Source organism: Micromonospora sp. IBHARD003 (assembly GCF_056106285.1).
In genome coordinates this window covers 3015930-3036517 of sequence record NZ_JBWBBX010000001.1, presented here as the reverse complement: position 1 = coordinate 3036517, position 20588 = coordinate 3015930, and the positions used below count along the sequence as shown (strand labels likewise).

Genomic DNA, 20588 nt, shown 5'->3' with positions numbered 1-20588 from the left:
ATCCACCAGGTCATCAGATCCATCCACGGCGGGCTGCCTCCGCCCCCGCGCGGAAGCGGCTCGCCGTGCCGAGGGCGGAGAGCAGCTCTCCCACTCGGCGGCTGTACGTCCGGGCCGACATGCCCAGGCGGGTCGCGGCGGCCTCGTCCGTCAGCCCGGCCAGCAAGGCGTCCAGGACCGGGCGCAGATGAGAGGGCACCGAACCCGACACGGCGGTCGACAGCTCGTCCCCGCTCTCCCACCAGGACTGGTGTGTGCGGACGAGGGCCTGGACGATCACCGGGTCGCGGATCAGCAGCAGGCCGTTGCAGTGCAGTTGCAGATCCAGCGGCAGAGCGGCGACCGTGCGGTCGGCGACGACCAGCTTGAACGGGATCGAGTCCGTTACCCGCGCCTGGCCGGCCAGCCGCCCCGGTGGCGGCAGATACGGGAGGGCATGCCGCGGCACGATACGGCGGACCGTCGCCGGCCGTGCCTCGGTCGCGCGGACACACGCGCCGGCCAGCGCGCGAAAGGGTTCGGGAACATCCGGCGACGCCACCGGGTCGTCGAAGGTCAGCAGTTCGTGGCGGGCGGACTGGACCAGTCCGGTCAGTGCGGCACACACCTCCTCGGGCTCTCTGAGGGGCTGGCCGTGCCCCACTGCCTCGGTCGGGGCCGGTCTGCGCAGGACGGATCCCGGCCTGGGCCTGGTGAGGACATATGGCACGGCCGTCCACCCCCGTTCTCGGTACGGTCTGCCACTCCATGTACGCATGCGACTGCGCATGGTGACAACCCCCAGTTCAGGGGAATGGCGAGTGTCTGCCACACGCTTCCGTCCGATCCCGGCGGACCGTCATCCTGGACGGGCGGCGCGAGCGGGGACCGCGGAGCCGGGAGTGGCGTGAATGGCGCCGAGTCGCGCGGCGCCGAGTGGAACCGGGTGGAACCGAGTGGAATCGAGTGGATGGGAGTTGGGTGGAATGGGTGGAGTGAGAGGTCGTCTCGGTAGGTGTAGCGGCGGTGGCAGATGAGGGCGCCGGTGATGCGGACGAGGGCCGGGAAGTGCTCGGCCTTGCGCAGCGGCATGGAGCCTCAACGGCGTCTTCGGTCCGGGCGTTGCCCTCCGCCGTTGCCGCATTGAGATTCATCCGCAACTCGTTCGCATGCTCCGCCGAGCCGTCCCGAACGTCACATTCACAGTGCTGACGATCCCAGGGGGCGGAGATGCATCTCTGTGTAAGGACGTATCGGGCAGACGCCGGTGTGAGAGAGGCCGCACGTGCGCGCGCACGTGCAGTAAGGGGAGCGCTTGTTGTGCTGCTGGCCGGCGGGATGCTGCTGACCGGCTGTGGTGCCGGCGAACACAGCGAGCGTGCGGCACGCGGCGGTGGCGCGCACAGGGCCGATCGCGGACAGCCGGCCCCGATGCCGCCCGACGGCGGTGGCCGACCGGCCGAGCGGAGTGAAGGTGGGCGTGAGGGCGAGCAGAAAGGAGCCCCACAGCGTGAGTTCGCGCCTCCCGCCGACTACCTGTCCACATTCGCGCTCGACGTGGACACGGCCTCGTACGGGTACGCCCGGCGCTTGCTGGCGCAAGGCCGGCTGCCCGATCCCGCCTCCGTGCGGCCGGAGGAGTTCGTCAACAGCTTTCGGCAGGACTATCCGCGGCCCGAGGGCAACGGCTTCACCACGACCATCGACGGCGCGCACATGGCGGACGAGAGAGGGGAGGAGTGGTCACTGGTGCGGGTGGGCCTGGCCACCCGGACCGCGGCCCGCGGCGGCGAACGGCCCCCGGCGGCACTCACGTTCGTCGTCGACACCTCTGGTTCGATGGCCGAGCCCGGTCGGCTCGACCTGGTCCGGAAATCCCTCGGCATCCTCACCGACCAACTGCGCGACGACGACTCGGTCGCTGTGGTGACCTTCAGCGACGAAGCCGAGACCCGGCTGCCGATGACGCGGATCGACGGCAACCGGGACCGCGTTCACCGGATCATTGATGAGCTGGAGCCGGAAGACTCCACGAATGTGGAGGCGGGCGTCCGTACCGGGTACGACGTCGCCGTCGAGGGTCACAGGACGGGGGCCAACAACCGGGTGGTGCTTCTCTCCGATGCCCTCGCCAACACCGGTGAGACGGAGGCGGACGCGATCCTTCAGCGGATCGGGACCGCGCGCCGGGAGTATGGGATCACCCTGTTCGGCGTCGGGGTGGGCAGCGAGTACGGCGACAAGTTGATGGAGAGGCTCACCAATCGCGGAGACGGACACACGACCTATGTGTCCACCTCCGCCCAGGCCAGAAAGGTCTTCGTCGACCAGCTCCCCGCGCATGTCGAGTTGCGGGCCCGTGAGGCCAAGGCGCAGGTCGCGTTCGACCCCAGGACAGTGAAGGAGTTCCGGCTGATCGGATACGAGAACAGGGAGGTGGCGGACGAGGACTTCCGCGACGACCGGGTGGACGGTGGGGAAGTGGGCCCGGGGCACACGGTGACGGCGCTCTATGCGGTGCGACTTCGCGAAGGGGCGAGCGGGCACGTGGCGACGGCGACCGTGCGCTGGCTCGACCCACGGACCAAGGCGCCTCACGAGGTGTCCGGTGTGGTGGAAGCGGCTGCGCTCCAGCGTGACCTCTGGTCCGCCGGCACGGCGCCCCGGCTGCGGATCAGCGCCGCTGCCGCATACTTCGCCCAGGCGCTGCGGGGCGCAGCGACGCCGGGCGCTCCCCGGCTCGGCGACCTCGCCGAGAAGGCGAGCAGTCTGGCGCGGCAGACGGAGGACGCGTCCGTGCGCCAGCTGGCGGAGTCGATACGTCAGGCCGACGGTCTGCTCGAATGACGTGGGCATGGGGCATGAGGAGCCGTGCTCTCAGGTTCCGGCGGGTCTCGGCAAGGGCGTTGAAGGCGTTGAGGGCGCCATGATGTGCGCATGGCCTCCTTGCTGCTCGCCCTCGCCGTCATCTCCACCGGTCTGTACGCGGGCTTCATGCTGATCTTCCAGATCGGGATCATGCCCGCCCTGGCAAGGCTCTCTGACGGGCAGTTCGTCCCGGTCATGAGACGCATCAACGAAGAGGTGCCGCGAGCCGTGTTCCTGGTGGTCTTTCTGGCCATCATTGTGTTCCCCGCCGGGGCTCTCGCCGTGCCGTCCGACGGCCGTTCCCCGGGCCAGATGTGGCTCGTCCTGGCCGGGCTCGTGTGCGCCACGCTCAATCACCTGGTCACGATCGCCGGGAACGTTCCGCTGAACAAGGCACTGGCGTCCTCCGTCGGCTCGCCCGACACCGAGGTCCGCGCGGCCTTCGAGGCCAAGTGGAACCGTCTCCACGCGCTGCGCACCGCACTCGTTCTCGCGTCGTTCGTGCTGCTCGTCTGGGCCTCGCTCGTGTGACGGAAATTTGACAGTGCGGGGAAAGGCACTGGTTCGCAGGAGAGCGCTTCCTTGTAGGGTCGTAGAGGACCTTCGGGACAACGTTGTCGGCATCAGCTGATGCCTGTCTCGGTCAGTCGTCCCGGTGGTCGTCCCTGTCGGTTGTCCCGGACCCGGTCGGTCGTCCGTACGGGACCTCAACTCCGGTGGGGACTACGGCACCACCCCCGGCACCGAATCCGGCGTGATCCGTCGGCGGGGCCGGGGACGGGTTGCCCCGGCCGTCCCCGGCCCGCACGCACGGGGGCGACCCCCCACCCGGGGCAACCCGTTCCCGCCCGGAGCCGGCCGGGTCAGGCGGAGCCGGGAAGGCGCTCCCCGCAGCGGCTGCAGTAGCGCGCGTCCGACTCCGTCGCGAGACGTCCGCATTCCGCACAGACCCGGTCCAGCAGACAGGCGGGCTCACCGCCCTCGTCCACCGACGCTGCCGACCCCACCGCTGCCGCTGCCGTCCCTGCCGCTGCCGTCCCTGCCGCTGCCGTCCCTGCCGCGGCCGCGGTGGTTCTTATGGCCAGGCCGGGGCGCCTGCGGTGGACGCTCAGCTGGACAAGCCCCTCGGGCCCGGCGCGCAGGGCCCGGCGACTGCCCCGGGGCAGCCAGACCACCGCGCCTTCGGCGATGTCCTGCCACACACCGTCGACGCACAGCCGTCCCTCGCCCGCGGTGACGTACAGCAGTACGTCCAGATCCGGTTCGATGTGTTCCGGGACATGGGTGTCCGGGCGCAGTCTTATGACATTCGCGTCCAGTTGGCGTGCGGGTACGGCGAGACGCCACAGTGCCCCGCCCTGGTCGACGCCGTGGCTCAGCTCCGCCAGCCGCGCGAGCACACCCGGCCCGGGAAGGGATGCCATGTGGTTCCTCCAGCGCTCGATCCCCACGCGATCCTTGCCGGACCCCCGAGGCCAGGGATGGTACCTCCGTCGGACCGTTCCCGGCTGGGAACGGCGAAACAGTCGGCGCAGTTCGGCTGCTCCCGCTCACCCACAGTAAGCCGACGCGTAAGCCGACGCAGCGCATGACGATGCCCTCCGCCTCGCTGCGGTTCCTTTGCCGAATCGGCGTGATGGCATGGTGCTCTGCCAGTCGAGCGAGAAAGGAGGAGCTGCTCGCCGCCCGAGGCGTCGCCGTGGTGGGCGGCGAGGCGCCGGGCCACGGGACACCGGGGTATCGGCGGCGGGCAAGGTCACCGGGCCGTACGCCGGGACGATCAAGGCTGCCGCCGCCGGCTCACGGCGACGGCGGTATCGATCAGCGCCGACAGCGCCGACCTGGTCGCCGAGGACACTGCATGTGCCGTTGCGCGAAAAGCGCCGCGCCGCGCCCCGGCGGAGGTCCCGCGTCGGGTGAGCCGCCCGGTGAACCCGGTGAACCCGGTGAACCCGGTGAACCCGGTGAACCCGGTGAACCCGGTGAGCAGGCTCACCGTCGGCGCCGACCGGGGTGTGACAGCCCCGCGTCCCGTGCCGGATCAGCGCCGGGGGCTGAACGGCACCACGTCCCCGGCCCGTTCGCCGCCCGACAGCTGCCCGCCCCGGTCGGTACGGATGTACACACGGTGCAGCCAGCGGTCCTTGCCGTCCCAGCGCGGGGTGAAGGGCGTACGGGCATGGGTGGTGCGGAAGTTGTCGATGATCAGGAGGTCGCCGGGGGTGAGCCGGACCGATTCGGTCACGTCGTCCAGCGCCCTGGACAGCGCGGCGACCGCCTCCTTGTCCTCGGCCTCCGTGGGGGCCAGAAGTTCGCGGTCGTATCCGAGCAGCGGATCGTCGGCGTCGCCGTACAGCGGCTTGACGTTCGCTATCGCGCCGGGATCCTCCGCGCCGCCGCGGAAGGCGACATCGACGCAGCAGGGCTGCTTGCGCTCGAACAGGCGCGACCTCACCCCGTCCGTGAGCAGCGGCAGCGCCTTGCGGACGGAACCGACGAGCGTCTCGGCCCTGCGCTCGTGGTCGGCACGGGAGCAGGCGAGCAACACGAAGTTGGGCTGCCGCACGTGGTACGCCATCTCCGTGTGGAACTCGAGCAGCGTCTCCGAGGTCTCCGACGACAGATAGTGCGCACCGGGTGAGGGGTACACATCGTGGTACACGGTGCCCGAGCGCAGCTCCCGGTAGCCGGTGTGCAGACCGAGGCGGCGGCCGGACAGGGCGAGCATGGCCTCCATGGCCAGCAGCGGACGGTCCTCGGGGGCCGGGGTGCTGGTCGGGGTGCCGGGCAACTCCTCGTCCGCCTCCACGGGCAGGTTGCGCAGCAGCAGATAGCCGTCTTTGTTGCCTCGGGCGTTGAACTCGTCGAGTGTGTCGGCCAGTTCCCCGGGCAGCTGCTCGGAGAGCGTCTTCGCGGTCTCCAGGAAGCCGTACAGATCGCTGCGCGGAACGCCGGGCAGCTGCGCGGCGAGCGCCCGCAGGGCGTCCTGGTGCGGGGTGCAGTCGATGACCGGAGTGGTCATGGCCGGTGGTCTCCTTCGCTTCCGGGGCGGTGGGCACGGGCGTACTGGTAGAGCAGCTCCGCGCCGATTTCGGTGGCCAGGACGGAGGTGATCCCGGCGTGGTCGTACGGCGGCGAGACCTCCATCACGTCGAAGCCGACGGGGTCGAGGTCGCCGATGCAGCGCAGCAGGGCGAGCAGTTCGCGTGACGACAGTCCGCCCGGTGCCGGAGTGCCGGTTCCGGGCGCGAAGGCCGGGTCGACGACGTCGACGTCCACGGAGACGTACACGGGCCGGCGGCCGACCCGCTCGCGGACGAGCTCCGCGGTGCCGGCCGGACCGAGGCCGGCGAACTCGTCCGCGGTGACGATCCGTACGCCGTGCCCGCGGGCGTAGTCGAGCGAGTCCGGTCTGGGGTTGTGTCCGCGGATGCCGATCTGCACCATCGCGGCGGGTTCGACGAGCTTCTCGTCGATGGCGTGCCGGAAAGGCGTCCCGTGGTGGAACTCGCCGCCGTAGAAGGCCGGATTGGTGTCGGAGTGGGCGTCGAGGTGGACCACCGCGACCGGTCCGTGCTGCTCGGCGACGGCCCGCAGCCCGGCCAGAGTGAGCGAGTGGTCGCCGCCGAGCATCAGAAAGGCGGCGTTGTCCGTGAGCAGCCGGGCGAGATGGGCACTCGCGGTCTCCATCGCGATGTGCATATTGAACGGGGTGAGATCGATGTCCCCGGCGTCGGCACAGTTGATCAGGTCGAAGGTGCCGGGCCCGCGGTCGATGCCGACGCCGTGGATGAGTCCGGACTCGCTCCGGATCGCGCGCGGACCGAACCGCGCTCCGGGCCGGTAGCTGGTGCCACCGTCGTACGGTGCGCCGATCACCACCACGTCGCGGCCGCGGGGCTCGGGATCGTAGGGCAGCCGCATGAAGGTGGGGAGTTGTGCGTAGCGGGGCGAGATGTGCGAGTCGATGCGTTCCATGTGTTTCAGACCCCCTCCTGTGTCTCGACGGTGATCAGGGAGGCCGCGTGCCGGGCGTCGGCGAGCGCGGCCCCGGCCGTGGCGCCGTGCGCGTACACGAAGCCCACGGACGCCGAGTTGTCGAGCCGCGAGGCCACCCGGGTGCCCGGATCGGCGTGCAGGGTTACCGTGGCCCCGGTGGTGCGCTCCGCCTCCTCGATGCCGTGAACGGCCGTCAGCACGCCGGGCCGGTCCGGGAAGAGCACGACGACCGCGGCCGCCCCGGTCACGCCGTCGCCAGGACTGCCCAGCTGCGGGTCCGCACCCAGGGCGAGGAGTTTCGCGCTCAGATGGGGATTGTCACCGCAGACGTCCGTGACCATCGTGGAGATCATGTGCGCCGGGAGCCGGGGATTGACCTCGATGATCTTCGGGCCGTCGTCGGTCAGTTTGACCTCGGTATGGGCCGGCCCCTGCCGGTAGCCGATCGCTCCGAGCGTCCGGTCCACCGCCGCGGTCACCTGCTTCCACACCTCCGGCGCGAGCGGCACGGGGAAACTGTGGGCCTCCTCGAGCATCGTGGTGCGGTGCAGATCCTTCGAGGTGGCGCCGTAGAAGTGCGTCGCGGCGCCGACGGTCATCGACTCGACGGAGATCTCGGTCCCGGCCACATAGCTCTCGAAGAGGACATGCCCGGGGCGCGGCATGCCGCGCAACGACCGTGTGAAGCCGGACAGTTCCCGGTACGCCGCGATCGCCTCGGCCTCGTCGTGGCACTTGCGCACCCCGTACGAGATCGCCTCGGACGGCGGCTTGGCGATCAGCGGAAGGCCCACCGCGGCGATGGCCTGCTCCACCTCGCCGGGGGAGGTGACCAGGGCGTAGGGGACATTGGCGGGGTCGTCGCCGAGCAGCCCGCGCAGCATGTGCTTGTGGTTCGCGGCGGTGACCGCCCCGAGCCCCTGAGAGGGCAGCCCGAGGCTCTCCGCGGCGGTGGCCGTGGCCTCGGTGTGGTAGTCGGAGAACGACAGGATGCCGTCGACCAGCGGACGTCCGTCGGTGTCGGTGATGGCGTCGACGATGGCGCCCGGGTCGTGCGTATCGGTGTCGATCACCTTGTCGACGCGGGCCAGGGGGTGTTCGCCGAAGGGCTTGCCACCGGTGTACCACTCGACGCCCTGCACCAGCAGCCAGACCTCGCAGCCGAGGTCGCGGGCGGCGTGGATGCCGTCGTAGAAGGCGGAGTGCAGCATCGACTCCACCAGCGCGAGCCGCTTTCCGGCGAATCCAGCGAATGCGGCGGATCGGCCGGCCCGCGAGAGACCGCCGCCGGCCCCTGAGACACCGCCGCCCGCGGTCATGCGGCACCCCGCTTCAGCCGGGCCGCCACGGACTCCACCACCGCACCGGTGCTCACATGGTCCGGATGCTCGCCGTCCACCACGGTGCGATCGAACAGCTGCTCGACCACCAGCCGCTTGGCGGTGTGGACGTTCTCCTGCGGGATGCCGTGATCGGCCAGCAGCAGCGAGAACGAGGAGGTGGTGCCGGAGCCCTCGTGGACACCGAGTTTCGGGCGCTCGACCGTCTCCTGCGGCAGCAGCCCCTCCATTGCCGCGCGCAGTACCCACTTGTCGCGGCCGTAACGGCGCTTGAGTCCCGCCTCCAGGCACACCAGCAGATCGAGCACGTCCCGGTCCCAGTAGGGATGGGTGGACCAGTGGCCCGATGCGGCCGACAGCACCGGGGACATCTCGTTGAGCCCGTCGAACGTCGCCATGTCGTGGGCGACGGCCGAGTCCAGGTCGGGCAGCCGGTCCTCACGGTGCATCCCGGCGAGCGGGATGTCGGCCCCGTAACCGGTGAGGATCCTGCGCCGCGGCCCGTCCAGTGCCCGGTACAGAGCGGTCAGCGGAAGCAGGTACTCGATGATGTCGGGGTCGTGGGACTCCGATGCCCACACCGTGTGCGGAAGCTGGGTGAGCAGATCCACGGTCCGCAGGGTGAACTCGCGGTGGCCGGAGCCCAGATGGCCGGCAACCACTCTGGCCTGGGGGAACTCGCTGCTGGTGTCGGTGCCCATCGACACCGTGTCCAGCCGGCCCGCGGCCCGCCGGGCCAGCGCCGCGACGCCCGAGGAGTCGATGCCGCCGGAGAGCACCACCAGGGGAGTCGCGCCGGTGGCGAGCCGGGCCCGGACGGACGTGTCGAGCGCCGCGCGAACGGCTTCGACCGCCTCGTGCTCGTCGACGATGCGCCGGGACAGCGGCGGGGCCCATGTCGGGTGGGTCTCGGCCGCGCCGGTCTTCAGGTCCATGACCATCACCGCACCGGCCGGCACCTGGTAGAGGCCCGGCAGCCGGCGGACACGACGCGCACCGGCGATCGGCATGCCCTGCGCGTTCGCGTACCGGGACAGGGACTTGGCCTCCGTGGCGGCCACGACCCCGCCCCGCCCCGGGCGCAGGTACAGCGGTACGGAACCCGCGTGGTCGGTGGCGAGCAACAGCCGCCGGTCATCGGCGACGACGGCGGCGAAGCGGCCGTTGACGAGGCGGAAGGCATGATGGCCGTAGCGGTGGAACAGCGCCAGCAGCAGCCGTGCGTCACCTCCGCCGCCCCCGTTGCCGTTCCCGCCGGCAACACCGGCGCCGCCGGGCCCTTCGGGCAGGACGGAGCGCAGTTCGTCCCGGTTGTAGATCTCCCCGGCGATCAGTACGGCGGTGTCCGCGTCACGGGCCAGCGCCTGGTCGGGAGCCGAATCCGGGGCGTGCACCAGTGAAGCGGTCAGGGTCTGTGTGCGCAGCCGCTCCCTGAGCCTGCTGCAGACGCCCTGGGTCGCGAAGGACGCGCCCGGTATCCGGGCCTCGCCCAGGTGGGCGGAGGCCAGGAAACCGAAGGCGGCGGGAAAACCGTGGTGTTCGGTCGTTCCGGAACTCCCCGCTGTCGCGCCTCCCGACGCCGTCTTCGCTGTTTTCCCTCCCGCCCCTGCCATCACTGCGTGCGCTGTTGTCGCTGCACTTTCTGCCTTCTCCGCCTTCTCCGCCTTCTCCGCGTTCTCCTCGTTGTCCCCGATCTCCGCCTGCTCTGCTTTCTTCGCTTCCTCTGCTTTCTCTGCCTTCTCTGTTTTCTCCATGGTCAAATGCTCAGCGCTCCGAAGCCGCCGGTCTGGAAGTCATAGGTGACGGGCACCTCGACGAGGAAGGGACGGCCCAGCTCGACGCCCTTGCGCAGCGCCGCGACCAGTTCCTCACGGGAGCTCGCACGGGCCGCCTCGACTCCGTTGGCATGGGCGAGCGCCACGAAGTCGACCCCGGTGAACTTCACGGCCGGATCGTGGCTGCGGTGGTGGCCGAGGTTCTGATACAGCTCGATCAGCCCGTTGGTGTCGTTGTTCACGACCACGGTGACGATCGGCAGACCGAGCCGGGCGATGGTCTCCAGATCGGCGCTGTTGGAGTGGAAGCCCCCGTCGCCCGCGATCAGGAACGTGGGCTGACCCGGACGCGCCAGCTGCGCGCCGATGGCCGCGGGGATGCCGTAGCCGAAACTGGAGCAGCCGGCCGAGGTGAGGAAGCCGAAGGGCTGGTCGGCACGGGCGAACAGCACGCCGTAGTGCCGGAAGAAGCCGATGTCGGAGACGATCGTGCCCTCGCCGGGCTCCGCCGCCTCGGCCATCACCGTGTTCATCGAGTCGATGACCTGGTGGACCTTCATCCCGTCCGGGTAGATCTCCGGATCGGCGAGGAACTCGGCGACGCGCTCGCGCAGCGGTGTGATGTCGTGCCGGTCCTTCGCCGCCAGGGACGCGGTGGCGGCGCCGAGGTGCTCGACGAACGCCAGGACGTCGGTGACGACGTCGACCGTCGGACGGTAGACCCTCGGGACCGGATTCGGAGTCGGCGAGACGCGTACCGTCTTCTTGTCCACACCGCGCTGCCACATCGAGGGCCGCAGGTCCTCGGCGTAGTCGTAGCCCAGCGTGAGGATGACGTCGGCCGGGCCGAACAGGGTCTCCAGGGCGGGGAATCCGAGGATCCCGTCCATGTAGCCGGTGACCGCGCCGTAGTTGAGCTCATGGCCGACGGGCAGCACGCCCTTGGCGATGTAGGTGGTGATCACGGGGATGTTCAGACGCTCGGCGAGGGCGCGGATCGCGGGCACGGCACCGGAGCGGATCGCCGCCGCCCCCACCACCAGCACGGGGTGCTCGGCCGAGCCGAGCAGTCCCGCGGCCTCGTCGGCGGCGGCACGCCAGTCGGGGGCGACGGCACCGGTGGGTCTTGGCGGAGTGTGGGCGGGTGGGTGGGGAACGGATGCGGCGATGCCGTCCGATGAGCCGAGCAGGTCGACCGGCAGCGAGAGGAAGGATGGCCCGACCGGTTCGGTCATCGCGGCCGCCACCGCCGAGTCCACCAGGTCGGTGATCTCGTGCGGGCGCTGCAGTTCCACCGCGTACTTGGCCATCGGCCTGATCACCGCGACCGAGTCCAGGCACTGGTGGGTGTCGTTCGGGAAGATGTCGTGCGACTCGGACTGGGCGGCGAGCGCGATGACGGGCGAGCGGTCCAGCATCGAGGTCGCGATACCGGTGGACAGATTGGTCATCCCCGGGCCCAGGGTCGCCCAGCACGCCTGCGGCCGGCCGGTGATCCTCGCGAGTACGTCGGCGGCGACGCCGGCCGTGAACTCGTGCCGGGTGAGGATGAAGTCGATGCCCTCGACCTCGTCGAAGAGGATGGAGGCGGCCTCACGGCCGACGACTCCGAACACCTTGTCCACGCCGTGCTCGTGCAGCCGCGTGAGGAGGGCGTGGGCGGCCGTCGGTTCCGTGCTGGGGCCGGTCGATACGCGGGACATGGGTCTCCAGGTAGTTCAGCGGTGAACGGGACTCGCACACGGTGACCGGCGCCGCTCTCCGGGCTCTCTCCGGCCGGTATCGGGGAGCGCGCGAAGAGAAGCCGGAGACGGCCGCGGGGGACACTCCTGCGGTGTCTGGAGCAGCGAACCCCCCTGTGGCGGCGAACGCCCCCGTGACAGCGAACCCCTCCGCGGCGGCGAATGCCCCTGTGACAGCGAATGCCTCGGCGGCGAGCACCGCCGTGGCAGCGGACCGGTCCATCGGAGCGGAGCCGCCGGAGTCTCCCGTCGCGGTCGACGAGTGGCGACAGCCGGAGGACGCGGCCGACTGGTCGGAACTGACCGGCGGCGAGGACTTCTTCCTCACCCCCGCCTGGATGCGTGTGCTGCACGACACCGCGGGTGCGCCCATGCGCTATCTCACGGCGGCCGATTCCCGGCGGGGACTCGTCGCCGGGCTGCCGCTGGTCTTCGCCGACCACACCGCCCCCTGGTCGCTCGGCCGCACCGATCTGCTGATGCGGCACTGCGCGGCCGAGGGCATGGACGGTGCGGCCGCACTGCTCGACGCCTTCGACGGCGCCGACCGGCTGATGCCCTCGCTGATGTGCGGCGGCCGGCACCTCGGCCGCACCCGGCTGCTGCTGCGGTCGGACGCGACCGCGGACGACGTCGCCCGGGTCGTCGAGCGCGCCGAACGTGTCGCCGCCGCGATGGGCGCCGCCTCGGTGTGCTTCCCGTACCTGGACTCGTCCGACGGGCTCGTCGCCCGGGTGCTCGAGTCCCGCGGCTATCTGTCCCATGTCTCGGGCGAGTTCGCCTCGCTGGACGTGCCGCCGGGTGGCTTCGACGCCTACGCCAAGGGGCTGCCGTCCCGCCGCTCCCGGCGGGTAAGGGCCGAACGCCGGCGTATCGAGGCGTCGGACGTCCGGATCACTCTGGCCCCCCTGACGGCCGAGGAGGTCCCCCGGCTCGCGGAGCTGGAGACCGCGTTGTTCGCCAAGTACGGCATGACCGGCTGGGACCCCCGGCGCTCCGCCGCCGTGTTCGACGCGGCGCACCGGGTCCTGGGGCCCCGCGCGCTCGTCAGCAAGGCCGAGCACGACGGCCGGATCATCGGATTCGGGCTGATCCTCCACCACGGCGGCGACTGGTTCGCCCACCGGGCCGGCTTCGACTACGTCCGGCAGAGCGAACTGGGTCTGCCGCTCTACTACGAGCTCCTCTACTACACACCGGCCGATCACGCCCCCACCCGGGGAGTGACCCGCATCCACTACGGCATCGGCAGCACCGCGGCGAAGGTGTCCCGCGGCTGCCGGCTGTCCACGCAGTACCTGTACGTGAAGGAGCTCGGCTGATGTCCGGCTGGAACGCCGCCGTGGGGCGTGTCGCCCAGCCCTCCGTACGGAGCGGTGGCCGGCTGCGCATGGTCGCGTCGGCCGACGTCGACTCGCTGGACCCCGCCCGTACGTACTACGTCTGGTCCTGGCTGCTGCAGCGCACGATGCACCGCACACTCATGGCTTTCGGAACCGATCCCGTCGTCCCCGCGGTCGTACCCGATCTGGCCGAAGCACCGGGCACGGTCCGCGACGGCGGTACGACCTGGATCTACCGCATCCGTCCGGGCGTCCGCTTCGAGACGGGCGAGGAGATCACGTCGTACGACATCGCGTACGCGGTGGAGCGGGTGTTCGCCCAGGACGTCCTGCCGGGCGGGCCGACGTATCTGGTCGACCTGCTCGACCACGGCGGCTATCCGGGCCCCTACCGCGGCGGCGCCGGCGGGCTGAAGGCGGTCGTCTGCCCCGACGCGCGCACCCTGGTCTTCCGGCTCCGCCGCCCCTTCGCGGACTTCGACTTCCTGATGGCCCAGCCGGTCACCGCACCGGTGCCCCGGCTGCGTGACATCCGGGAGGCGTACGGGAGCGCTCCGGTGTGCTCGGGGCCCTACCGGATCCTCAACCGTGAGCCGGGCCGCTCGCTCCACCTGGTCCGCAACCCCCACTGGGACCGGGCAACGGATCCCCTGCGCCTGGCGCTCCCCGACGAACTCACCGTCGAGTTCGGTGTCGAGGTCGACGAGCTCGACACCCGGCTGCTGGCGGGTGAGTTCCATGTGGACGTCGAGGGCCGGGGCATCCAGCACACCGGCCGCGACCGCATCCTCGGCGACCCCGGGCTGCGGGCGTACGCCGACAACCCGGCGACCGGCTTCCTGCAGTACGTCACCGTCCAGCAGACCGTGCCGCCCTTCGGTGACGTCCATGCGCGCAGAGCGGTCTTCCACGCCGCCGACAAGGCGGCACTTCTCGAGGCCCGGGGCGGTGACGGTGTCGGCGGGAGTCTCGCGACCTCCCTGATCCCACCCACCCTCCCCGCCCACACCGGCAGCGACCGCTATCCGTCCGGACCGGATCTGACGGGAGACCTCGACGCCGCCCGGGCCGAACTCGCCGCCGCGGGACTGCCGGAGGGATTCCGCACCGTGATCGGCACCCAGCCGGGCAAGTTCGAGCTCGTCGCGCGCACCCTGGCCGCCTCGCTCTCCCGCGTCGGTATCGAAGCCGAGGTGAAGGTGCTGGACACCGCCTCGTACTACCGCTCCGGGCTGGGCAGCCCGGGCACCGTGCGCGAGCTGGGTCTGGGGCTGGGGGTGACCGACTGGGGCGCCGACTACCCCACCGAGTACGGCTTTCTCGCCCCGCTCGTCGACGGCCGGCAGATCAAGTACGGCGGGGGCAACTTCAACTTCGCCGAGCTGGACGATCCGGCGGTGAACACGCTCGTCGACCGGGCGAACGCCGAACCGGACGAGCAGTGCCGCAGGGCGCTGTGGCAGCGCGTCGAACAACTCGTGATGGACCACGCCGTGATCCTCCCCATGGCCCACGACCGCACCCTGCACTACCGCCATCCCGGTCTGACCAACGTCTACGTCCATCCCGCGTTCGGCCTGTACGACATCCAGGCCCTCGGCCTCGCCGAGGACCACCGGCATGGTCCCCACCCGGGCACCGCCGCGCACCGTCCGCAATCCGGCACCGCCGCCGCGGACGCCACCGCAGGCCGTGCCGACGCACCGGGCTGGGGTGACGCGTGAATGACCCCGTCCTTCGCGGCAATCGACCCGCATCGCGACGATCACATCGACGCGGTGTTCGCGCTGCGCACCGAAGCGGCGCATACGGACACCCCGCACCTACCGGCACCCTGCCGGGCGGACGTCGCCGGCTCCGTGCGCGTCCCACCGCCCGCGACACGGATCGAGGAATGGCTGGTCACCGATGGCGGGGCCGCGGTGGACCGGGGCGGCGCCGGCCGCGACGCCGAGGGCCTCGCGGCCTCGCTGCGCCTGGAGTTCCCCACCGAGGAGAACACCGCATCCGTGACCGCCGCCGTCCTCGTCGTACGACCGGACCTGCGGCTTCGCGGCATCGGCCGCACGGTCCTCGATTTCGCGGCTGCCCGGGGCAAGCGCGACTGCCGCACCCGGCTGCTGCTCGTCGCCGACACGGCGGCCCCCTCCGACGGGGCAGCTACGGCCAGCAGTTCGTCTGCGACCGGCAGTTCGTCCACGGACGGCGGTTCATCTCCGACCGGCAGTTCGCCCACGACCGGCAGTTCGCCCACGGCCGGCAGTTCGTCCATGGCCGGGAGGGCGGACCCGGCCGGAGTGCCGGATCCTGCCGTACGGTTCGCCGAGGCCATCGGCGCCCGCCCGGTGATGACCCTCGACCATCTGCGGCTGGATGTGGCGCACGCCCCTGCCGCCGGTGCCGTGCCCGCCGGATACACGGTCCGCACGTGGGGCAGCACCGTGCCCGAGGATCTGGTCGCCGGGGCGGCCCGGCTGGAGGCCACCCTGTCCGCGGACGCGCCGGCCGGCGAGCTGGAGTGGGATCCTCAGCCCGCCGCCGTCTCCCGCATCCGCGACTTCGAACGGATGCGCATCGCCCGTGGCAGGCGCGCCTACCAGACCGGAATCCGGCACGAGGAGACGGGCCGTCTGGTGGCCTGGTCGGCGGTGTCCATGACGACCGCCCATCCCGGCCGCGCCCTTCAGGCGATCACGGTGGTCGACCCGCGGCACCGCGGACGCGGGCTCGGACGGCTGGTCAAGGCCCTCAACCTCCGGCACGCCAGGGGAGGCGAACCCGCACTGCGGATCATCGACACCTGGAACGCCTCGGACAACGTCCCGATGCGCAGGCTCAACGAGGAGTTCGGCTTCCGCGCCGCGGGCGGCAGGAGAATGTGGGGGCTGGACCTTTGACCCCCCGGTGGCGGCCCCACGCGGCCCGCGGCGTACGCCACTGGCGTGGACCGCTGCCGTATTCCCTCCGCTGTCGGCGACTTCAGGCCAATCCTTGCGGCGGATATCGATCGGCCGGGCCCCGAAGAGCGTCCTGCCGTGCTCCACCCGCGGTCGACCGGGGACCCCGTCGACGAGCCCGCTCCACCGTGGTGGCGCGGCTCTCGACAACGCCGGGGAAAATGTCTCTGTCCAAAATCGCGCGGCAGAGGAGAGTGTGAAGAGAGAGCGCCCCTAGGATGCGCGCATGGCACGCGGGAGCGTTTACCAGGACTACTCGCCGTATGGGAACCGCCGATCGCGTCGGCGGCGTGCGGTCGGTACCGTGGCAACACTTGCGGCCACGGCGGGAATCGGATATTGGGCCTACTCCGCCTTCTTCTCCGACGGTTCGGAAGATCCCCAAGTCCGCGCGGCGAAAGACCGGTTGAAGGGCTTTCTCGGCGCATGGGAATCAGGGGCCGCCGGGAAAGCCGGTTCGTACACGGACACCCCCGCCCATGCCGAGTCCCTCATCACCTCCGTCATGACGAACCTGAAACCGTCGAAGACGGTGATGACCGCTCAGGAGGGCACGAAACAGCGCGATGGGGAAGTCCGCATTCCGTTCACCGTCACCATGAAGATCCCCGGCGCCGGTGACTACACCTGGAACTCCGGGACCACACTTCTGCGGAAACAAGGTGAATGGAAGGTGGAGTTCGCCACTCCGGTCATTCATCCGAAACTGGCACCCGGTCAGACACTGGCCCTTCAGTCGAGGGAACGCGCCGCCGTGCTCGACGCATACGGGGATCCGCTGCGGGCGCCCTCCGTCGTCGGTCTGATCGACCCCAGAAGCGGAAAGGGAATTTCCGGGCTGGAAGCCCGCTACGACCGGCAGCTCAGCGGTGGCGCCGACGCGCTGAAGTCCGTCGTGATCGTGGACCGCGCATCGGGGCGCGCCGTCAAGCGGCTCGGCAACGACAGCGGAGCCAAGGGCACGCCGGTGAAAACCACCATCGACCCGAAGATCCAGGAGGCCGCCGCCGAAGCGCTGGACGGCCTGGAGAAGAACGCGGCGATCGTGGCGATCGATCCGGCGACCGGCCGTATCCTCGCCGCCGCCAACCGGCCCGGCGGTATGAACCGTGCCCTGGAAGGCCGCTACGCCCCCGGTTCCACCTTCAAGGTGGTCACCGCAGCCGCGCTGCTGAAATCGGGTATGCGGCCGGCCGATCGTGCCGACTGCCCCGAGTTCGCCGACGTCAACGGGCAGAAGTTCGAGAACCAGAACCGGTTCACGCTTCCGTCGGGCTCCACCCTCGAGGACGCGTTCGCCAAGTCCTGCAACACCTTCTTCGTCAACGCCCGCAGCCGGCTGAAGGACGCGTCGCTCCACGACACCGCGCAGGCCTTCGGTATCGGCGGCACCTGGGATGTCGGCGTCGCCACCTACGACGGCAGTGTCCCGATCGCCAACGGGGACAACGACAAAGCCGCGTCCACCATCGGGCAGGCCCGCGTCCAGGCGTCCCCCCTGGTGATGGCGTCGATCGCGGCGACCGTCAAGAACGGTGTCTTCCACCAGCCGGTTCTCGTCCCCTCCGCGGTCAGGCAGAAGCACCGGGCGACAGGGCGGCTCGATCCGGCCGTGGTCACCGCCCTGCGCGCCATGATGCGCGCCACGGTCACCGACGGCGCCGGCTGGGCGCTCAAGGACGTTCCGGGCGAGGCACACGCCAAGACCGGCACCGCCGAGTACGGCAAACAGACCCCTCCGCGCACCCACGCCTGGATGATCGGCTACCAGGGCGACAGAAACCTCGCCTGGTCGGTGCTCGTGGAGGACGGCGGCTCGGGCGGCTCCGACGCCGGGCCCATCGCCGCCAGGTTCCTCAAGGCAATCGGCTGAAAGGCGCAACCCCTCCCAGGTCTCACGCAGTTCCTTTGCGGAGCGATCCAGCACACGAAAGGCCAAGACTCGTGGGATTCGACGACGCATCACGCACGGTGGTGCGCCCTACCGCGGCGGAAGGCGGAGTGCTGAGGTTCGTCCGGACGGACGACTTCGACTCCCTCGACCCCGCGGACACGTACTACGCCTACACCTGGAACTTCATCCGGCTGATCGGTCGGCCGCTCGTCGGCTACCGGCCCGGCGGCGACGGCGTGCCCCAACTGGTGCCCGACCTCGCCGAGTCCCTCGGCACCGCGTCCGACGACGGCCTGACCTGGACCTACCGGCTGCGCCGGGACACGGCCTTCGAGACCGGCCGTCCGATCACCTCGTACGACGTGCGCTACGCCGTGCTGCGCGCCTGCTTCCCCGAAGTGGTGTACGAGGACGGCGGAGCCACGATCACCCGCGGCGGTCCGCAGTACTTCCGCCAGTACCTCACCGGCGCAGACGACGGCATCGAGTGTCCGGACGAACGCACGGTCGTGTTCCGGCTGAAGGAGCCCTTCTCCGGATTCGACTTCCTCGCGGCCCTGCCCACCACCATCCCCGTCCCCGTGGACGCGGACACCTATCCCCGCTACCGCGACCGGCCCGTGTCGTCCGGCCCGTACCGCATCGACGCCTACGAACCGGGAGTCCACGCCCGTCTGGTCCACAACCCCCACTGGCGCCGTGAGACCGACCCGCTGCGCACCCGCCGCCCCGAGGAGATACACGTACGGCTGGGTGTCAGCGGGCAGGAGGTCGACCGGATGCTGCTGGCGGGCGAGGCGGACATCGACCTCGCGGGTGTGGGAGTGCAGCCGGAGACCCAGGAGCAGCTGCTGGCCGACGCCTCGCTGCGGGAGCACGTCGACAATCCGCGGACCGGATTCGTCTGGCTGTACTGCATCAACCAGCACATCGGTCCGCTGGCGAACGTGCACGCCCGGCGGGCGGTCCAGTACGCCACCGACAAGCAGGCCATGCGGGCCGCGTACGGGGGCGAGCCGGCCGGCGACATCGCCACCACACTGCTGCCGCCCACCGTGGCCGGATACGCGCCGCACGACAGATACCCGGTCGGCCCCGACGCCACGGGCGATCTGGAGGCGGCGCGCCGTGAACTGGCCCTCGCGGGAATGCCGGACGGCTTCCCGGTGCGGATCGCCGCACGCGAGGACCGGCGCAAGGAATGGAATGCCGCCATGGCCCTCGCCGCGGGCCTGGCCAGGGTGGGCATCGACGCGGAGGTCACCGCCTTCACCTCGGGCGAGTACTTCACGACCTGCGCCGGTGTCCCCGCCTATCTGAGGGAACACGGAATCGGCATCGTGATGTTCGGCTGGGCCGCCGACTTCCCGGACGGCTTCGGGTTCCTCCAGCAGATCGCCGACTCCCGCGCCGTCAAGGAGTCGGGCAACCAGAATCTCGGAGAGCTGGCCGATCCCCGGATCGACCGTCTGCTCGACGAGGGCATCGCCACGGCCGACCCGGACGCACGAGCCGGTATCTGGGCCGAGGTGGACCGCCTGGCGATGGACAGCGCGGTGATGTGCCCGTACATGTACGTGAGATCCGTGGTGTACCGGGGCCCCGGGGCCGCGAACGTCACGATGTCACAGGCATACGGTATGTACGACTACGCAACGATCTCGGCGACGCCGGGATAGCACGCGGGCAGTGGGCCCGAGGTCCTTCGTCTGATCGGACCCCGGCCGCACGGACCCGGCAGCACGGCAGACGGGGGGTACGCGACAGCGGCAGAAGCGCAGACACCGCCGATGCGGCGCGTGCCCCCCGACATCATGCGCACCCACGAGGGGGGGAAGTACCTTGAACAGCGCAAGACGCCTGACGGTCCAGCTCCTCGGACCCGTGGCACTGCTGAACGCAGGCGTACCCATTCCGGTCCAGGGCCAGCGACAGGTGCGGTTCCTCGCAGCTCTCGCGCTGAAGCCCGGACAGGTCGTCACCAAGGACGCCATCATCGCCGACTCCTGGGACGGCGAACCGCCGCGCACGGTCTCGGGACAGCTGCAGACCACCACCTGGAGGATCCGTACCGCGCTGGAGGCGGCCGGGCTGGCGAGGGATGTCCTCGTCTCCCACCGTCTCGGCTACCAGTTGCACGTGCCAGCCGTGCGTATCGACCTGTTCGTGTTCCGCGAAGGGGTCAGGGAGATCCGCGAACTCTACGCGCGTGGGGAGTTCGAGGCCGCCGGACAGCGCATCGACGCCGTCCTGGCGATGTGGAAGGGCGCGGCGCTGACGGACGTCACCTCCGGCCGGCTCCGCCTCCACGCCGAGAGCCTGGACCGGGAGCGGACCGCCGCGATCGAACTGCGCGCCCGGATCGACATCGGGCGGTGCCGGTTCGAGGACGCGATCGCCCAGCTGTCGGAGCTCGTCGACCAGGACCCGCTCCGTGAGGACCTCTACATCGGCCTGATGAAGGCCTACTACGGGGCCGGGCGGCAGGCGGACGCCATCCAGATCTTCCACCGGGCACGGCGCACGCTGCGCGAGCAGATCGGCATCAGCCCGGGCGTGAAGCTCAGGGCGACGATGCAGGCGGTGCTGCAGCAGGACGAGCGCTATCTGAAGGCGGCCTGAGGCCGGGGAACGGGCTTCTGGGGAACGTCCGGGAATCCGGCCTGGGGACGGCCGGAATCACCGGCGCGG

15 protein-coding genes are annotated in these 20588 nt (G+C 70.6%); 8 read left to right on the top strand and 7 right to left on the bottom strand.

Features of this window, described 5'->3' with window-relative positions; all coding sequences use genetic code 11:
- Positions 1-13 precede the first annotated feature (13 nt).
- Positions 14-709, bottom strand: coding sequence for a helix-turn-helix domain-containing protein (locus tag ACTWOL_RS13515; RefSeq protein ID WP_474296919.1), 696 nt, complete (start codon positions 707-709; stop codon positions 14-16).
- A 590-nt stretch (positions 710-1299) separates the two neighbouring features.
- Between ACTWOL_RS13515 and ACTWOL_RS13510 the strand changes: the two genes are divergently transcribed.
- Together ACTWOL_RS13510 and ACTWOL_RS13505 are read left to right on the top strand one after the other, a co-directional pair.
- On the top strand, positions 1300-2826 hold the full coding sequence (locus ACTWOL_RS13510) for a vWA domain-containing protein (RefSeq protein WP_474296918.1): 1527 nt from the start codon (positions 1300-1302) through the stop codon (positions 2824-2826).
- A gap of 90 nt (positions 2827-2916) precedes the next feature.
- Entirely contained in the window at positions 2917-3378 is a 462-nt protein-coding gene (locus tag ACTWOL_RS13505) for an anthrone oxygenase family protein (RefSeq protein ID WP_474296917.1), read from the top strand.
- A gap of 332 nt (positions 3379-3710) precedes the next feature.
- Here the strand turns inward: ACTWOL_RS13505 and ACTWOL_RS13500 are convergent, their stop codons facing one another.
- The 6 genes from ACTWOL_RS13500 to ACTWOL_RS13475 form a co-directional block, all read right to left on the bottom strand.
- Positions 3711-4271 (bottom strand): cupin domain-containing protein, encoded by a 561-nt coding sequence (locus tag ACTWOL_RS13500; protein ID WP_474296916.1) that lies wholly within the window; start codon positions 4269-4271, stop codon positions 3711-3713.
- Between the two features lie 617 nt (positions 4272-4888).
- Entirely contained in the window at positions 4889-5869 is a 981-nt protein-coding gene (gene cs1, locus ACTWOL_RS13495) for a clavaminate synthase Cs1 (RefSeq protein ID WP_474296915.1), read from the bottom strand.
- Positions 5866-6825 carry an agmatinase gene (speB, locus tag ACTWOL_RS13490; RefSeq protein ID WP_474296914.1) on the bottom strand — a complete coding sequence of 320 codons (960 nt, stop codon included), beginning with the start codon at positions 6823-6825 and terminating at the stop codon, positions 5866-5868. The genes cs1 and speB overlap by 4 nt, the downstream gene beginning before the upstream one ends.
- 5 nt (positions 6826-6830) lie before the next feature.
- Positions 6831-8165, bottom strand: coding sequence for an ATP-grasp domain-containing protein (locus ACTWOL_RS13485; protein WP_474296913.1), 1335 nt, complete (start codon positions 8163-8165; stop codon positions 6831-6833).
- A complete protein-coding gene (locus ACTWOL_RS13480) occupies positions 8162-9940 on the bottom strand; it encodes an asparagine synthase-related protein (RefSeq protein WP_474296912.1) in 1779 nt (592 codons plus the stop codon). Before ACTWOL_RS13480 ends, ACTWOL_RS13485 begins: the two co-directional genes overlap by 4 nt.
- A gap of 2 nt (positions 9941-9942) precedes the next feature.
- Positions 9943-11664: a thiamine pyrophosphate-binding protein gene (locus ACTWOL_RS13475; protein WP_474296911.1), complete on the bottom strand. Its 1722-nt coding sequence runs from the start codon at positions 11662-11664 to the stop codon at positions 9943-9945.
- Positions 11665-11873: 209 nt separating this feature from the next.
- Between ACTWOL_RS13475 and ACTWOL_RS13470 the strand changes: the two genes are divergently transcribed.
- From ACTWOL_RS13470 to ACTWOL_RS13445, 6 genes are all read left to right on the top strand, one after another.
- Positions 11874-13025, top strand: coding sequence for a GNAT family N-acetyltransferase (locus ACTWOL_RS13470; RefSeq protein ID WP_474296910.1), 1152 nt, complete (start codon positions 11874-11876; stop codon positions 13023-13025).
- Positions 13025-14770 (top strand): ABC transporter substrate-binding protein, encoded by a 1746-nt coding sequence (locus ACTWOL_RS13465; RefSeq protein ID WP_474296909.1) that lies wholly within the window; start codon positions 13025-13027, stop codon positions 14768-14770. The genes ACTWOL_RS13470 and ACTWOL_RS13465 overlap by 1 nt, the downstream gene beginning before the upstream one ends.
- Complete coding sequence (locus ACTWOL_RS13460) at positions 14771-15943, top strand: GNAT family N-acetyltransferase (protein ID WP_474296908.1); 1173 nt, start codon at positions 14771-14773, stop codon at positions 15941-15943. It begins immediately after the preceding gene.
- Between the two features lie 364 nt (positions 15944-16307).
- Positions 16308-17876, top strand: coding sequence for a penicillin-binding transpeptidase domain-containing protein (locus ACTWOL_RS13455; RefSeq protein WP_474296907.1), 1569 nt, complete (start codon positions 16308-16310; stop codon positions 17874-17876).
- A gap of 71 nt (positions 17877-17947) precedes the next feature.
- On the top strand, positions 17948-19576 hold the full coding sequence (locus tag ACTWOL_RS13450) for an ABC transporter substrate-binding protein (RefSeq protein WP_474296906.1): 1629 nt from the start codon (positions 17948-17950) through the stop codon (positions 19574-19576).
- 163 nt (positions 19577-19739) lie between these two features.
- Positions 19740-20519 (top strand): AfsR/SARP family transcriptional regulator, encoded by a 780-nt coding sequence (locus tag ACTWOL_RS13445; RefSeq protein WP_474296905.1) that lies wholly within the window; start codon positions 19740-19742, stop codon positions 20517-20519.
- Positions 20520-20588 lie beyond the last annotated feature (69 nt).

What these genes read in the sequence shown, in the direction of transcription:
- ACTWOL_RS13505 (WP_474296917.1), top strand. Translation starts at nt 2,917, where the DNA reads ATGGCCTCCTTGCTGCTCGCCCTCGCCGTCATCTCCACCGGTCTGTAC.
- ACTWOL_RS13500 (WP_474296916.1), bottom strand. Translation starts at nt 4,271, where the DNA reads ATGGCATCCCTTCCCGGGCCGGGTGTGCTCGCGCGGCTGGCGGAGCTG.
- cs1 (WP_474296915.1), bottom strand. Translation starts at nt 5,869, where the DNA reads ATGACCACTCCGGTCATCGACTGCACCCCGCACCAGGACGCCCTGCGG.
- speB (WP_474296914.1), bottom strand. Translation starts at nt 6,825, where the DNA reads ATGGAACGCATCGACTCGCACATCTCGCCCCGCTACGCACAACTCCCC.
- ACTWOL_RS13485 (WP_474296913.1), bottom strand. Translation starts at nt 8,165, where the DNA reads ATGACCGCGGGCGGCGGTGTCTCAGGGGCCGGCGGCGGTCTCTCGCGG.
- ACTWOL_RS13480 (WP_474296912.1), bottom strand. Translation starts at nt 9,940, where the DNA reads ATGGAGAAAACAGAGAAGGCAGAGAAAGCAGAGGAAGCGAAGAAAGCA.
- ACTWOL_RS13475 (WP_474296911.1), bottom strand. Translation starts at nt 11,664, where the DNA reads ATGTCCCGCGTATCGACCGGCCCCAGCACGGAACCGACGGCCGCCCAC.
- ACTWOL_RS13465 (WP_474296909.1), top strand. Translation starts at nt 13,025, where the DNA reads ATGTCCGGCTGGAACGCCGCCGTGGGGCGTGTCGCCCAGCCCTCCGTA.
- ACTWOL_RS13460 (WP_474296908.1), top strand. Translation starts at nt 14,771, where the DNA reads ATGACCCCGTCCTTCGCGGCAATCGACCCGCATCGCGACGATCACATC.